The 15,498-nt window shown below is 39.3% G+C and carries 15 protein-coding genes, 1 tRNA gene and 1 pseudogene; 5 read left to right on the top strand and 12 right to left on the bottom strand.

Translation table 11 applies throughout. From position 1 onward, the window contains the following. Positions 1-69: 69 nt before the first annotated feature. From JZ784_RS02010 to JZ784_RS01980, 7 genes are all read right to left on the bottom strand, one after another. Complete coding sequence (locus JZ784_RS02010) at positions 70-1,911, bottom strand: DUF262 domain-containing HNH endonuclease family protein (protein WP_346313603.1); 1,842 nt, start codon at positions 1,909-1,911, stop codon at positions 70-72. A 122-nt stretch (positions 1,912-2,033) separates the two neighbouring features. Further along, on the bottom strand, positions 2,034-3,041 hold the full coding sequence (locus JZ784_RS02005; RefSeq protein WP_346313602.1) for an HNH endonuclease domain-containing protein: 1,008 nt from the start codon (positions 3,039-3,041) through the stop codon (positions 2,034-2,036). Next, positions 3,034-3,618 carry a class I SAM-dependent methyltransferase gene (locus JZ784_RS02000; protein ID WP_346313601.1) on the bottom strand — a complete coding sequence of 195 codons (585 nt, stop codon included), beginning with the start codon at positions 3,616-3,618 and terminating at the stop codon, positions 3,034-3,036. The genes JZ784_RS02005 and JZ784_RS02000 overlap by 8 nt, the downstream gene beginning before the upstream one ends. A 69-nt stretch (positions 3,619-3,687) precedes the next feature. Next, positions 3,688-3,918 (bottom strand): AlpA family phage regulatory protein, encoded by a 231-nt coding sequence (locus tag JZ784_RS01995; protein WP_005015568.1) that lies wholly within the window; start codon positions 3,916-3,918, stop codon positions 3,688-3,690. A gap of 67 nt (positions 3,919-3,985) precedes the next feature. Then, positions 3,986-4,915 (bottom strand): hydrolase or metal-binding protein, encoded by a 930-nt coding sequence (locus JZ784_RS01990; protein WP_346313600.1) that lies wholly within the window; start codon positions 4,913-4,915, stop codon positions 3,986-3,988. A 119-nt stretch (positions 4,916-5,034) separates the two neighbouring features. Next, a complete protein-coding gene (locus JZ784_RS01985; RefSeq protein WP_346313599.1) occupies positions 5,035-6,069 on the bottom strand; it encodes a lambda-exonuclease family protein in 1,035 nt (344 codons plus the stop codon). A gap of 148 nt (positions 6,070-6,217) precedes the next feature. After that, the gene (locus tag JZ784_RS01980; protein ID WP_346313598.1) at positions 6,218-7,267 is read right to left on the bottom strand and encodes a DUF932 domain-containing protein; all 1,050 of its coding nucleotides are present in this window, start codon (positions 7,265-7,267) and stop codon (positions 6,218-6,220) included. 692 nt (positions 7,268-7,959) lie between these two features. On the opposite strand from JZ784_RS01980, the gene JZ784_RS01975 reads away from it, so the two are divergent. The 4 genes from JZ784_RS01975 (at position 7,960) to JZ784_RS01960 (ending at position 9,681) form a co-directional block, all read left to right on the top strand. Further along, the gene (locus JZ784_RS01975; protein WP_346313597.1) at positions 7,960-8,217 is read left to right on the top strand and encodes a hypothetical protein; all 258 of its coding nucleotides are present in this window, start codon (positions 7,960-7,962) and stop codon (positions 8,215-8,217) included. Positions 8,218-8,348: 131 nt separating this feature from the next. Beyond that, a complete protein-coding gene (locus JZ784_RS01970) occupies positions 8,349-8,573 on the top strand; it encodes a hypothetical protein (RefSeq protein ID WP_346313596.1) in 225 nt (74 codons plus the stop codon). A gap of 28 nt (positions 8,574-8,601) precedes the next feature. Beyond that, positions 8,602-9,132: a hypothetical protein gene (locus JZ784_RS01965; protein ID WP_346313595.1), complete on the top strand. Its 531-nt coding sequence runs from the start codon at positions 8,602-8,604 to the stop codon at positions 9,130-9,132. Positions 9,133-9,264: 132 nt separating this feature from the next. Beyond that, the gene (locus JZ784_RS01960) at positions 9,265-9,681 is read left to right on the top strand and encodes a hypothetical protein (RefSeq protein ID WP_219190870.1); all 417 of its coding nucleotides are present in this window, start codon (positions 9,265-9,267) and stop codon (positions 9,679-9,681) included. Between the two features lie 99 nt (positions 9,682-9,780). Here JZ784_RS01960 and JZ784_RS01955 read toward each other — a convergent pair whose 3' ends face one another. Together JZ784_RS01955 and JZ784_RS01950 are read right to left on the bottom strand one after the other, a co-directional pair. Then, entirely contained in the window at positions 9,781-9,957 is a 177-nt protein-coding gene (locus JZ784_RS01955) for a hypothetical protein (RefSeq protein ID WP_219190868.1), read from the bottom strand. 237 nt (positions 9,958-10,194) lie between these two features. Further along, positions 10,195-11,064, bottom strand: coding sequence for an inovirus-type Gp2 protein (locus JZ784_RS01950; RefSeq protein ID WP_346313594.1), 870 nt, complete (start codon positions 11,062-11,064; stop codon positions 10,195-10,197). A gap of 546 nt (positions 11,065-11,610) precedes the next feature. Between JZ784_RS01950 and JZ784_RS01945 the strand changes: the two genes are divergently transcribed. After that, positions 11,611-12,567 carry a hypothetical protein gene (locus tag JZ784_RS01945; RefSeq protein ID WP_346313593.1) on the top strand — a complete coding sequence of 319 codons (957 nt, stop codon included), beginning with the start codon at positions 11,611-11,613 and terminating at the stop codon, positions 12,565-12,567. A 116-nt stretch (positions 12,568-12,683) separates the two neighbouring features. On the opposite strand, the pseudogene JZ784_RS01940 reads toward JZ784_RS01945, so the two are convergent. The 3 genes and pseudogenes from JZ784_RS01940 to JZ784_RS01930 form a co-directional block, all read right to left on the bottom strand. After that, a pseudogene (locus JZ784_RS01940) lies at positions 12,684-13,772 on the bottom strand (tyrosine-type recombinase/integrase). Positions 13,773-14,006: 234 nt separating this feature from the next. Continuing rightward, positions 14,007-15,239: an integrase arm-type DNA-binding domain-containing protein gene (locus tag JZ784_RS01935; protein ID WP_346313592.1), complete on the bottom strand. Its 1,233-nt coding sequence runs from the start codon at positions 15,237-15,239 to the stop codon at positions 14,007-14,009. A gap of 164 nt (positions 15,240-15,403) precedes the next feature. Then, positions 15,404-15,479: transfer RNA gene (locus tag JZ784_RS01930), tRNA-Arg, on the bottom strand. Between the last annotated feature and the right edge of the window lie 19 nt (positions 15,480-15,498).

Raw genomic sequence — 15,498 nt, 5'->3', positions numbered from 1 at the left:
CCTCATCATTCAATTGAAGCGCTAATCTTTTATTTAACAATAAAATCATCTATCACAATAGGTATAACCTCATACATCTTCAGGCTCTGAAACCATACCCTGTGACTCGTCTTCTTCAACACTATCTACAGACTGATAATATGTTTCAGGATTCCACGTCTCTTTAATAAAAGTTATAAGATTTTTTTGACGATTTTTAATCGATTCAATTGTCCAATAGTAAATTTCACCTTCTGTCGATGCGTACTTAGTTAACTCTCCTTGACTAAGGAATGTAGAGTTCGTACTTAACGCATCTAATTTATCAGAAAAGTCATAGTGCCCTTTTGACGAGTTTGCTGAAATTGAGTCAATCACTAAATTTCCGATTCGATGAGTAGCTACTTCATAGAAGTGTTTCTGTTCGCCTTCATCCCACTCAACCAACGTATCACTTATGGGGTTATTTCTAGCCGCAATATGCTCCAAACTTAGTTTAGAAGCATTATCTTTAGGCTTTAAATAGTGCTTCCACGACAAATGCTCAACTTTACGACCTGTTTGAGAGCGTAAATAATTTTCATAACGCCAAAGAATATAGGTCGCATCAATTCTGTTCTGATTATAGAACGTAGGACTTTCAATACTATTAGTAAACCTATTTTCCATGCCCCACCATGATGACATTGAAAATAGTAAATCGTGTAACTCTTTATAATTTCCTTTGAAATCTCTAGCACTTGCATAAAGTGTAGATAAGCCAGCATCTGAACGAATACCACTCAAAGCATAGCCTCTTACTGCAAATACCTCCATTAAACGCATCAGCAAACAAAATTGCTTTTTATCCGCTGTTTGATCTAAGACAAATGTTTTAATCACAAGTGGCCAAAATACTGCCATCTTCTTGACCATAAGTAGATGCGTAAATTCAGTATAGGTATCAAGACTATCGAAAAGTTTTATGAATACTTTATAAGTCTCTTCTAGATTTGATACAAATTCTAAAACCCAATCTTGAATCGAATCAGGCTCCATCCCTTGGATGATCTTTTTAATCAAATCCTTAGGATGACGCCACTCATCTGCTTGCCAATTTAAGTAGCTAACAGCATGATAAGACAGAATAGAATCCTCATTAGGAATCAATTTATTTTCCAACTGCCTTTCAATATAACGATAGATATTTGAAAAGTGATTTTGGACAATAGCTAGACTATCATTCGGATTTTTGGCATGCAGATAAATTATGTGCATCAGGTAACTTTTCAGGGCTTCTAAATCTGTAAGCCTTTTACCTCGATCATTTTGCAATTCAAAGATAAGTGTCGCATCTGCCGAATCTTGTACAGAATAGACCATCACTTTTGCATTGATCAGTACCTTTAATAGCTTGACCCATTCATGGGGTTTAACTTCATTACTAAAATAATCATATGCTTCTTTCAAGCGTTTAGATGAAGGTGATCCCTCAGAAATATTCCCTTTAGTAGTACCTAAAATCGCTGATCTAAAGAAAGCATTGTCTTCCTGAATAGTATTGAATTTATGTACTTCCTCATCATCATCGAATATAAAATTTCTATTTAAAGATCTCAGCTTTATAGTTGGATCATCGACAATTTCCTTATTCTTTTCCAAAAAATTTAAAGCTGCTGCAATAAATATGACCGAAGTCGTTAAACGTTGTTGCCCATCCACAACATGAATATTTTTATCGTTGTTAAGAGGATCAACTTGGTGAAGTAATAACGTGCCAAGAAAATAACTTTTATCCTGATTTCGATCAATTGCGAACGCTTGTTGCCTTAAATCATCTAAATACGTTGGGAGTTGCTTATCTTTTTCCCAAGCATAGGCTCGCTGATATTGAGGAATACTAAAAATTGAAATTTTAAAAATATTTTGCAATGTATGGATTGTATTTTCCATTCAGATTTTACTCGTTCAAATATAGCTATGATTTATAGCTATCATGCTAATCAAAAATAAATTTAGTTAGTTAGGACAACTATTTAAATTTACCATATTTTCAATTACTCACTCTTAGACTTTTATCCGCCCCACATTAAATAATTATTCTCTCTTCCCTGAGCATAAGCCCACTCCGCCACCTTATGTGACCGCTCCTTATCCGTCAGAAAACCAAGCACGGATATTCGATCTACAATAATCAAATCCTGTTCTTGATTCCGCTCCTGCCATTTATGTAAAAATTCATCTGAAGCAAGTAAATTGCTTTTCTTAGAATTACAGCTTGAATCTGCCAATACAAAGTTATGCCCCGTATCAGATGGATACATTGACCAAGGGATAAAATGATCAACTGCATAATTGCCTTTTTTCATTGGCTTATTACAGTAGAAGCATTTACAGTCCTGTAGCTCGACCAACACATTCGCAACTGCATTCAACTGGTTTCGGCTCGGTTCAAACATGAATTGTTCAAGATTCGGTAATTTATTCAAAATTAGCGCATTACTGCTATTTTTTCGGATGTAATCAATCCAGCGTTTCTGACAAAGCTCTTCAATGATCTCGCTGAATTGACGTAGGCAGTACATCACTTGGGGTAAAAGAATGAGTTGCTTTCCGCACTGATCAAGCTGATATAAAAACTCAAAATTTTGACCATTAACGTTTTGTAGATAGCGGATTGGCATCTCTTTGACAGTTCGTGCGACATCTTTAACTAACTTTAACCATATCAGAGAGTCTCGTCTTAATAACCCAAGAGATGAGTAACTCTGCCTTAATGCAATAATGCGATTCACTATGGCTGCTTGCTTGCCATTGTTTTGATTTAGGATCAGCTGACCTTCATCATTAAAGGTATATGGCACAGCCTGCTTCCAATACAACTCGATAAACTTTTCTGCAATCTCTGTATATTCGAGCGATAGACTTCCACCTGCGTCTTCACCTTTTTCAATCGCCAATCGGCTTAGGCTAATAAGTAAAGCAAACTTATAGGTACTGCTAAAACTTCCTGACTGTAAAATCAGCTGAATATTCTTTAGAAATTTGAGTTGTTCTTGTGCTGTAGGAATTAGCTCAGCCATGTTTTTTCCAAAGCAAATTGAGCCATTTTTCTTGACGATCAGGTCGCTGATCTAGCGTAATCCATTGCTGGTTTTGTTCAACATTATCAAAGAGCTGAAGTAATGCTTTTGCCTGAGCTTCATCTAAATCCGTAAAAACCCTACCATCTTTTTCTCGGTCACTGTCGCCATACTTAAATGACATATACAGCACACCATTTTGTTTTAAGGCTGTTATCAACTGCCCAATGACTTCAGCTAAGCGATCACGCTCACAATGCAATAAAGATGCACATGCCCAAATTCCATCATAAACCTCATGCTCATCAATCTCATAAAAGTTCATTAGCTGAACTCGAACACCTGTAAGCTGAGTTGCTTTTTTCACAAGCTCTTCTGAGTAATCTATTGCATCAACTTTATAGCCTTTATTTTTAAAAGCTAAAGTGTCACGACCTGACCCACAGCCAACATCAAGAATGTAAGCTTGTTTAGGTAACTCAATTAAAAATGGTTGGTACAATCTTTCCATATCAACGTTTAACGTTGCTTGTGCAAACTCATCCGCATGTTGGTTGTAATAATCTATTGTTTTCATTATTGATACTTAGGCTAAAACTAAGCTTATTCTACTAAAAAACAAAAAAATAAGGGAGCAAAGCATCCCTTATTCCCGACTCGCCAACTTATTTTCAATCCACTGATGGATCTCATAAGCTGACCAGCCAATACGGTTTTGGGTAATTTTCACTTTCTTTGGAAAAGTTGGATCATAGTAAGGTGAGTATTCATCCATCATTTCATAAATTGTTGATCTACCTACACCAACAAATTTAATGACTTCTTTAATACTAATCAGTTGATTCATTTGAAAAGTTTGTCCAACAAACGCATTCATGAAATTTACTCCAAATCAATAATGCGAGCGTTACTGCTCAAATAATCAGGAGGTCTGTAAAAATTAACTAATTCACTGCCCTCACACTCCCCTGTAAGCCTTTTTGCATATCCTGTGCAAATCCATTATCTTGATTCAGCTTAGGCTTAGTCTTAGCTTTCGAATCAAGATGCTGCTGCTCAGCTTCAGAAGATTCTTCCACATAGAACTCCTCAACCAAATCCAATACTTCCTCCACATTCACCTCAAACTGCGCATTTACATACCCCTGTAAAGCCACTTGATCCAAAGCATGTTGATTAAAACCTGACAGCTTACTTTTCTGGTCTATTTCTTTGGCGGTATGTAAAGCATCTTGTAAATGAATACCCTCTCGCAGCGTGAGATCGACGTAATACACAGGAGTACGATAACTCTGCGTGGTGCTCTTGCCTCTCAAGCTCAATTGCAGAGGCAAACATGACAACAAACCATTCGATGCTGCATGGTAATAGCTAAGTCGTGCAGCTAAAGTCCGAATGCTGTTAAAACCTGTAGTTCTAAAAACGAAAGTACCAAACTCATCCGACTCATCGAGATTCACATAAAGTCGGCCATACGGTTTACACAATCCTCCTTGTGCCAATGGACATAGATCAGGGGATGGACACGGATGTTGCTCAACTCCTTGATTAGTCAACCGCTGACATGTTTCTCCATTACCCACACACACGGGGCGACCTGTTTGTCTGTCAAACAAGCTGTACTCAGCCCGTAGATTGAGTTCAGGATCATTAAGAATCATCCGTACAGGAATCGTTCTAAGTTTTTGATTGGGTGCTTTGGCACGAAGCTGTTCATCTAAAGGATGCTTGACCCATCCGTCTTTATTTTGGATTTGGCTGGTAATTGTAAACTGGTCATCCTTTTCAGGTAGGCGTTTGCCATTTTTCTCCACAATCTTGCCGATACTGATGCGCCCTAGAATCGGCGGTGTAATTGCTAAACCTTTAATCATGGTATTTTCCTCTATGCTTTCAATGTGAAGCTGTGTTTGGTTAAAAATGAAATGGACATAAAAAATCCCATGTGCTTAGTCATGGGATGTTTGGGTGATTTTTGAATGTTCTGCTTAGGCTAATCGGTATAGATATTGAAGCGCCGTGAGCCTTGTTTGCTTTGCGGAAATTGGCTGAGGTATTCAGGATGCTGCTTCAGCAAGGCTTTACTGTCTAAGCTGATTGAGTCTTTGGCCTTTTTCCATGTCACCGAACCAGCTTTAAAGGTAGCGCGTTCAGCCTGCTGCATCTTAGCCTGCAGCTGGTGCTTCAGCAGATCAAATTGCTCTTGGTGTTTTTCAATATGGTTGCGAGCTTGAATCAGCTGTTCAAACTGTTGATTGGCTTGCTCATCTTCAGATAAGTCCGAGGTACTCAGCGGTACGTGTTCTGGATACAGCAACTGTAAGGCTTTAGCTGCCGATTCACTGGCATCTGCATCTGGCGGTGTATCCTTTTCCACACACTCCCAGAAGTAACGCTCTGCATTCACAATGTGCTGAATGACCGATTCACTGCGGGTCACTTTAAAAATGCGGGTTTCATGCCCGCAGATCAGCACACAGATATGAGCAGCTTGCTTGCCTGTCACTGCCAATTGATGCTGGACTTGGCACAAGACATACAGCGGCACACCATCCCGCCACAGTTTGGCGCCATGCTCCCCTGCAGTTTTACATTCTAGAATCTGCACATCTGCGTCACCCACTACAGAATAATCTAAGTTGGCTAACATGAAAGACTTGTCTGGATCTGGATGCTGCAGCACGGCATTCACGCGGCGGACTTTTCGGTTGGTATGCATGCTGTAGTATTCCGCCACTAAGGGTTCGAGCTGCTTACCCCAATACAAAGGCGCATGACCTTCACTTTCATCTTCAATCGATTGTTTGATCCGTCCTGTTTTAATCATCCACAGCTCCAGCATCGACATATAAGGGTTGAGCCCACAGGCTGCAGCACAGTCACTGCTGCCAATACCTTGCCTGCGCACTTCCAGCCATTCGGCCTGACTGAGTTTTCGGGTATCAACAAAGCGTTTTGCCATAAATAGCTTCGGTATACGCTGCTGCGGCTGCATTTTGGTTTGAGAAATGGTTATTGCTGAGTTCATGTTTATTTTCCTACTCTGATTTTGTTAAATTTCGGGCATAAAAAAGCCGCATCTGGAGATGCGGCAAAGAGGTGTCTGAATCAAAGAGGAAGGATGGAATCATCTTGATCCCATGCTGTCATCTTAAATCTCTAATCTGAAAATAAGCTTAAGCAATCATACGCAAGGCCTGCTCCAACCCCCGCTGCTTAAGCCCTGCTCCAGCCCCAAACCATGCAGAATCCAGACGGTGATCCTGACTCATGGAGCGGCGCTCATGGTCACAGAACTCGGTAATTGAGCACAGCAAGCCATAAGCCGTGTCTTTAGCTGAACTCAATTCTGCCCCACGGCCATGCCCATTAAACATGGTCATGACTTTCGACATCGCGCGTCCATTCGGTTCAGTCTTGCTTTCAGCTTTGGCTGTGTGGTGATTGGCTTGTGTAGCGACATTGCGGTAGAACTGAATAATGCCTTCATCCTGCTCGATTGGACTTAAGCTGGTGTTATTAAATACTGCATCAAAATACGCTGCCGCTTCAGTCTGTGTGACTTTACGCTGACTGAGCTGTTTCATTTCATACATATGTTCATCCCATGCACGTACTGAAATACCGAGTTGCTGTTTAATCTTTTGTGCATCGAATTTGGTACTGTGCGGCACTTTGACCACACCTGCACTGCTGTTCTGTCCTTTCAAGGCAATGGCTAAGGTATTGTTGCAGACTACACGGATACTGGTAAATTGCGCCGTGGTCGCCAGTGTGCCGTCACAAGCGGTTGCCAGCAGCATATAGCCATTGCTGACATCCTTGCCTTTGAGTGCTGCGCTTTGCCCTGTTCTGGCTAAAGCCCAGAACTTTTTGCCGCCTTTCAATACCCCAGCGGTTTCCAGCTCAAAACCTGACTGCTCCGTTAAATCCCGGTAGAACTCTAAGATTTGTTTAGGTTGCACTTCCTGATAACGCTGACTGACTACCGATAAAGGTGCATGGGTATCAGAACGGTACAGTACACGCTGCTCTTCATAGGGCATGATGATGCTTTGCCCGCGTTCATTTTGTGCCATGTAGCTGACATTGGATGATTCGATACGCCAGTCCATCCCTGCCTGCTGCGCCCAGACTTCAATCGGCTGGTTTTGGGTTAGCTGGTTGCCTAAGCCATGCCAAGGGGTTTCGCCGACATAGGCCATTTGTTCAAGTTGATGTGCCATAATGTTTTCCTATTTAACAATGAATATGTTCCAGATTCGCCAATCTAAATATCCGGCATAAAAAAGGCCTGCAGGGGGCGCAGGCCAAACGGGTAAATCATGCAGTGGCAAAGCAGCATGAAGATTCATGTAAATGTTATATATCTGAAATTTATTTAATTTCTGTTCAACTTCTCCCCGATTTTTTATTCAAATCAATCCTCAGCAATTGACCCGATCCATCTCTGCGATTATGATTTGGGTGCTGGCCTACATCGCCAGCCGGTTTTAGCAGACCGTTGTGTATAGCGCATCAGACTTATTCTCTCTGAGGGTAACGTCTATGTGAAACCTTCTCGTCCCTCTTTGCGGTAGAACGGGAGGGGGACGCGTCCGCGCGTGCTGGTTCTATATGCCCAGTCTGCTAACCCCTTTTCGTTCTGCCACCATAATCATTTAGCAGTGATTCGGTAGAACTTCTATTGCATATAGGAGTCATCACCATGACTAAGCTTTATCTCGCCTTATTATTTTCCCTAAAGCCTGTCTGGGCCATTCCCTCGCCCTTGGCATAATTCATAGATTACATATCCGCTTAAATTGACCTAAAGACTTCCGCCTTCTTTGGAGGGCCTGCGTTCGTCTGTTCATTCAATCACGCGTATAAATCCATCTATTTCAAAATAGCCAAAACAATAAATTCGGGGGAATTAATGAAAACCTCTTTATCAATTGCTTTCATCACGCTGACTGTACTCCTGCTCACAGGCTGCGCCGGAAAATCTAAACGTCAATTTGTCAGCGGGTGCAAGGCCGGTGGCGGTGACACTGCTGCATGCACATGCATCTACAGCAAGCTTGAGAAAAAATTCGGAGCGGATGTACTGGAACACAGCCTCCATACCATTCAGCAAACCGAAGAATTTCACAGGGAAATGATCAGCTACACCTATCAGTGTCTGAAGGAATAAGCCATGAGGGTTATTGCCGGCATTATCTGCATCATCGCAGTGATCTGCTTTTTAGATCTGCCCTTCATTGGAATAATGATCCTGTTCGGGCTTTTCTTCTTGCTCGCTCAATACGCTTTTGGGGGAAATAAATGAATCCATCGATTAAAACCTGGATCATTCGCGGCTATTTGATCATTGGTCTGCTTTTCACGCTGTATCAATCCTTCTGGGGACAATACAGCTATAAATCATTTGCCTATCATCTCGGACAAGGCGTGATCTGGCCTGCTGTCATGTTCCCTTCAGTGGGCAAGTTCATCGGCGGCCTATTGCTGTTAGTGATTATTGGCAGTCTCGCCTTACGTTCCAAATAATGAAATGACTTTAAAATAAGGAAACATCATGAATAAACATATCATCGCTATATTACTGGCAACTTTTACAACTTCTGTTTTTGCTGCTGATCACATGATCATTAATGGAAAAACCGTCACCATGAATGACAGCCGCTCGACGCTGATTCAGAAATTTGGCAAGCCTGAATCAGGAACGGTTCAGTTCAGCAATTGGACCGTGGGCAACTTGAGCATCTACGCCAATTACAGCCCTAAGGGCTTAACGCAATTCAGCGTTAATCAGCTCAATAATGCGCCGAGTAAGCACGTGATAAATATTGAAGGAAAAACCGTTACTCTAGGCAAAGACACCATCAGAACCGCAACGGGAAAATTTAAGCACGCCTGCTTTAACTTTGATGAAGGCCGGCAAGGCTCAACCTATACCATGACGCCGAAGACCGCTGTGAAAAATAAACTGAATATCGTTCTTGAAACCACTGCTGATGCATATGATGTCAAAACGATTTCCAGCATACCGATCAATGGCTTTTCATTTACCCAAGATGCTGCAGCATCCAATCAAGGCTGCAAATAAAGCATCAAAAAAATAAATCGGGTGTCCTTCTCATTTCAACAAGCATTGCGCGCTTAAATTATTTAAGCGCGCAATGCTGAATCCCTATGAAACACTCCTCTTATAATAAACCTCTATATCGAGATCTACGCCATGCGCCCTTCAGTTCTGCTGACTGCCTTATTGACGCTTTCTTGCTGTGCGTTGAATATTCAAGCCAAACCGATCACACAGAAAATGTATTCCTGCAAAAGTAATAGCGATAGCATCCGCACCATTTCAACCAATTGTAAAAAACCCGCTGCCGGCTTCAGCCTAGGCTACAGTGTCGAAAAGTATGGTGATCACGGCTCATTGCTGAGAATCGAAAACCCAAAGAGGCATAATATTGAGATTGATCGAATAGAATTGTTCGATGCTTTGAATCAGCCCTGTGAACTTGACAGCTGGGGACCAGAAGGTGAGACGATTTCTGCTAAAAGCCACTTCAATGTCATGATCAGTGGATGCAAGCCTGAGCACATTTTTAAATATGTGCTTATCCAAGGAAATAAACGGTATGTGTTCTAATGCGGACAAAAATTAAGCCATCATTCAAATACCGTAAAAAACCGGTCACTATGGATCGGTTTTTTAATTCCTCTTCAACAGCGCATTCAACCCAGATGGCTAAGGCTTAAAATACTGCTGGCACTGTTCACAGTAAAACGCTATCGCGATCCCTGAATCAAAATGGCTTCGCCGTGTTTCAATCCAATACAGATAAACACTTTTGAGCAGCGCCTCAGCCAGCCCCGTGATCCAAGGTGATAAAGGCCAGCCTTTGGACAGCTGCTTTATGACCATTCCGCCGAATCCCGCATGAGAACTCAATAAGGATGCTCTGTGCGGGCTAGATTCAGACGGTTTAGAATATGAAACAAATACACGATGAATGTGAGTAGACTGACAATATGGGCAATGCGTTAACATAGTTGACACCTCCAATGAAAAATAAAAAAAGGGCCTATTTGGATAAGCCCTTCAATCTGACCACTCGACAGTGATTTCCATGTGGATGATGTATATCTAAGTTATTTTTTATTAACCAAAAGTTCTCATACGCTTCCGGCACTTCACCCGAAGATGCTGATTTTCTTTTTCAGGCCGTACCAGATAAGCCACTGTATCCAGCATATTCTTCACCTCATCTGGATTGTTACGGTTAATCATCCCAATGCCTAGACGCTTGCGATCAGAGAACTGTTTGAGATAAGCAGTGCCATGACAATTAAAATGACAGCCTTGATCTTCTGTAATCCTTGACCACAACTTGCCGACCTGTTTCGCCAGCCAAAAAGCATTACGACGTTCACTGCCTTTATAAACCAACAGCAAATGACAGTGATAGCCCTTCTCTTCTCCCTGTTCTAATGCCCATGCATATTCAATCAAACCTTTGAAAATTGTATCTTGATCACGCAACCGAGTACGAAGTACATCCATATCATCGCTGAATTCCTGAATACCGATTTGATCTTGGTATTTAAGCGGATAAGCCAAATCAACACGCACCACCAGAATCCTTGAATATCTATCGCTGATTTTTTTCATACGCTGAACCAGTATCTTTGTATTTCTGGATTCACTTGAACGATGATCACGTAATTCTCGGTTATGTCTTCGATAATGTTTTTTAAAAATTTGCTGTATATCAATAAAAGACAGGTCATTTAATCGATCTAATAACTGCTCTCTATCATCTAAATACTCATCCATATCCAGTAGCATTTCGATGAATGCACCAATAGGGGCTGAATAATAAAAATCAGCATCATAGATTTGATCAAGCTGAATCAGAAGATCTGTTAGGTCATTATAAAAGTTACGAGGCTGAATTTTTCTCTCAGCCACATTCTCAACAAATCTTTCAATTGAGATTAATAATTTAGATTCATTTACAACTTTTTTCATGAGATTTCCTTTTGATAGTTTAAATCATAAAAGGAAGATCTCTGTAATTATTTACTTATATCACTGTCATTAAATAATGTAAGATCATCTTAATTAAATAATATTAATAACCCAATTAAAACCCAACTCTAAAATACCTTAAATATATCAACAGATCTAAATTAAAAACTTAAATTTCAGGCAATAGTTATTCAACTTTTTCAGCATCAGCTAAAAGATATTTTATATAAAATTTTTTAAATCCCCCCACAAACTATTTCGCTAGAAAAATCATAACCCTTTCTCGGATGAGCTGCTGCCTCCAAAGACACCGCCTTATGAAGAAAGCATCAATGGCCTTTCTGGGCTCCGAAGTCACACCAACCCAAATACCTGTAAAAACTAGGCATAAATTGCTTTACTATCTATTAAAACATGAATTTTACGTATAATGATCATCTAATATCAATCATTTAAGAATTTTTTATATCACTTGAATTTTTCTTTAAATTACACTATAAATTCTCTCTAAATACTACCAATATTACTACACAAAGGGGTTCAGAAATGCCTAATTTTGATGATGGCTTAAACGACAATAAGAATTTGCACCCCATAGCTGATACCACCGAAAAGATTTCAGACGAGGAATTGATGAGGTTAATTGGCGATGCGCTAAGAGATCATAGGGAAGAGGATATTATTTGGATAACATCAGAACTTATACGTTTCAAAAGAAACCCTGAAAACTGGAAAAAAATAGATGTTCAAACAATTAAAGATATTAGACATTTCTCAGATTTTAATGACTTTAAAAAGACCCTTCCTATATCTTTAAGAAAATTAAAATCAAAGAAAGATCTTATTAAATTTCTAGAAATTATAAAAACCAGTGAAATTGAATTACCAAACTTAATCATCGAATTAAAAAAAGAGAAAAGAATATGTCTTTTTTTACTGAATTACTTAAAAAACAATAATACATTTAATTTTACATATGAAGAAAACGCGTACATGCATTTAATACACTGGTATTTCACAAAACGTGAAAATACTGAAAGGCGATTAGAAAAAATTGAAACAGCACTTAACACTTTTAACAAAAATATTAAAATAAATGAAAAAAATCACTTTAAAAAATTAGAAAATCAAAAATTTTTAGAGTGGTTACTGCCATATCTAAGAAAAACTGATGATTATTTTATGAATATACCATTCATTGAAACAAATCATAAGAGAAGCCAATTTTTTATTACAGCATATTTAGATTATTACTTATACATAGATAAAGAAAAATATGAAAATACCCTGAACAAAATTAATAAGGCGTGGAGCCAGAAAAAATTCAGAGATGGGAATAAAGTAAAAAAACCCTACCATATTCCACTGACAAAAAAAGCTAAAGAAGAACTGGCAAAGTTATCAGATTTCAAAAATTTATCAGAGTCTGATATTCTGGAGAAACTTATTCATCAAATGTTTCTTAATGAAATGTGTGACGAGAAAGAGAATAGTAAATATTAAGTGTGTATTTGATTTGGTAAAATTTTCAAAATATGTAGAGACTTTTATGTTCAAAGAGAGTATCTACATATATTTCATCCTTATTAAAAACACCAATTTCTTACTTGCTTCTCATACTACTCCATAATCTTTACACGCTCATCCCAGTACTGTGCTCGGTTATAAGCAGCACGAATACGGTTCTGTGGTATATGGGCAAGCTGACGTTCAATGGCATCAGAATTAAACAAATTTGACTCATTCAGTACAGTACTGAATAGTGATCTAAAGCCATGTGTCGTCATTCGACCGGCATAACCTGACCGTTTTATTACAGCCAAGATTGATTTACTACGGATTGCTTCCTTATTATTTAGTCAGTGTGGAAACAATAAATCTTGGTTGTGTGTCAAACGTAGCGCCTGAAGCTCATCAATCATCATGTCTGTTAAGGGTACACGATGAGGTAAGCCGTTCTTCATACGCTCAGCGGGAATATCCCACTTACGTCCTTCCAGATCAAATTCTTCCCAACGTGCTTGCAGCAACTCACTTACTCGAACACCAGTCAGCATAATTAGAATGATTGCATGGTGGGTCTGAGCATCTGCTGGATAGGCTTTAATCCGTCTAAGAAATTCGGGCATTTCACTTTCAGGTAATGATGCTAAATTCTTAAATTTTTTATTCTTAAGCGCATAATAAACCAAATCACTTGCAGGATTGTCATATCGATAGCCGTGGGCTATGGCATATTTCATTACCATACCGCATCGAGATAGCGTACGTTTAGCTACTTCAGTAGAATCTCTAGCTTCAATTTTTTTAATAACCTGCAAGATCTCAATTCGCTTATTTGCAAGAGTAATGTAAAGCTCATCCAAAGATGCTCGCACATTACTGATATGTTTAGATGACTAGGTCTCTCTTTGGTTATCAAACCAATCTTCTGCCACCTCTTTCAAAAATGGCTTGGTGTCTTCGTACAAGACTGACTTGGAATGCTTGTATTTCAGTTCAAGGGCAAGCTCTCTTGCTTTCTTTAAATTCATGTCTGGATATGGACCAAGTGACTCTGACTTACGCTCGCCATGAACGGTATAGCGTACATTCCAGTATTTTTGTCCAGCTGGTGTGATCAATAATGATAAGCCATTTTCATCTGAAAGATGATAACGCTTATCTTGGGGCTGTGCTTTTCTGCATTCCGTATCTGTGAGTTTCATCTGTATATACCCTTTATCTAGACTAAAAATAATTGGGTAAATTTTCCCAATAATTACCCACAGAAGGCAAAAATTGGGTCACACAGCTTAGGATAGGACAATACAGCCAATAAAAAAGCCCTCAAATATTGAATTTAATGGCTTTTTTACATTCAGTCGAACATCTCTGAATTGAATTTTTGGGGGAGGTGGCTACAACTTAACTGAAGACAAATATAGCAAAAGCAAGAAGGTTTATAGCTCTATATCCATCAATTTATCCAGATAATCAGACCAAGACTGCATCATCACTGTACGCTCCTCCAAATACTTTGTGCGGTTATATGCTCGACCGTGTATATCCCTCACTTGGTGTGCTAACTGCTGCTCTATACGCTCAATAGGAAATTTTAAAACCTCATCCAACAAGGTTCTTGCCGTTGCTCTGAATCCATGGCCTGTCGTTTCTCCATTTTCAAAACCATACTGCTTCAATCGTTTATTAATGGTCGATTCACTAATCGTTTTATTCCGATTACGCATAGAGATAAAACAGTATTCCGAGTGTCTAGTCACTTGATAAAGCTCTTGAAATAGCTTCAAAACTTGATCAGATAAAGGAACTATATGTTGCAGGGCTGTCTGATTCTTGGTTTTAGGCGGTGTGTAACGCCAAGTTTTATTTTCAAAATCTATATCTGCCCATTTTGCTGCACGCAACTCACCGGGGCGTACAAATACATGGGGTAAAATTTTGACTGCATAATCAATCGTAATATCTCCACGCCCGATATTTTTATTGATATTTCTTAATAGCTGCCCAAGCATTTGCTCATCTGTTATAGCGGCCCTGTGCTTGGTTTTGCCCACTTTCAAAATACCACTAATTTGATCAGCAACATTAAATTGGCATAAACCTAAAGCGATTGCGTATCGAAAAACTTGTGATGCCTTACTTCTCATACGTTTGGCAGAATCCGTTTTACCTTGTCGCTCATATAAACGGCATACATCTAGAATTTGAGACGGCGTAATTTCATCTACTGAATAATCTCCAATAGATGTATATAGTTTATTCCAAATAAATTGGTTCCTTCGCTGGGTACTTGGCTCTAGTTCTTCTGTCTTACGGTATTCATCCGCTATAGTTCTAAATAGATTTTTTAATTTACTTTTTGTACTATCTTGAGACTTAGGCTTTTGCTCACATGGGTCGACACACTGAGAAAGCAAAAGTCTAAATTCTTCTCGTTTAGCTCTAGCTGCAGCCAAAGTACACCTTGGATAAACGCCTAAAGCTAATGTTGCTCTTTTTTTAGAATAAGGCCGCATGTAGTCAAAACGCCAATATGCACCGCCTTTTTTATCTAATAACAGATATAGGCCACCACCATCTGAAAGCTTAATATTTTTTTCAAATGTTTTCTTTTGCATTGATATTGCGGATTTAATTTTTGAGTCTGTTAGACTGATAACTAATTTAGGCATCTTTTTACGGTATATTTTTACAAGAAATCGGATGTACCGTAAAAAATACCGTAAAACTTTACGGTATCCTAAAACGCCGTCGGACGGCATCAAACAAGCGAATCGCGCAAGTTATTTATTTTTAATGATTTTTGTATTTAATCGGATGGGCTAAAACAGGAAAATGGTGCGCTCAGCGGGACTCGAACCCACGCCACAGGCTTCGGAGACCTGTACTCTATCCAGTTGAGCTATGAGCGCGCGTGCACATCATATCAAA

The organism is Acinetobacter sp. CWB-B33 (assembly GCF_039655955.1).
In the GTDB taxonomy this organism is placed as follows: Bacteria; Pseudomonadota; Gammaproteobacteria; order Pseudomonadales; family Moraxellaceae; genus Acinetobacter; species Acinetobacter bouvetii.
The sequence above is the reverse complement of the archived record's forward strand: the minus strand, read 5'-3'. Positions and strand labels throughout refer to the sequence as shown.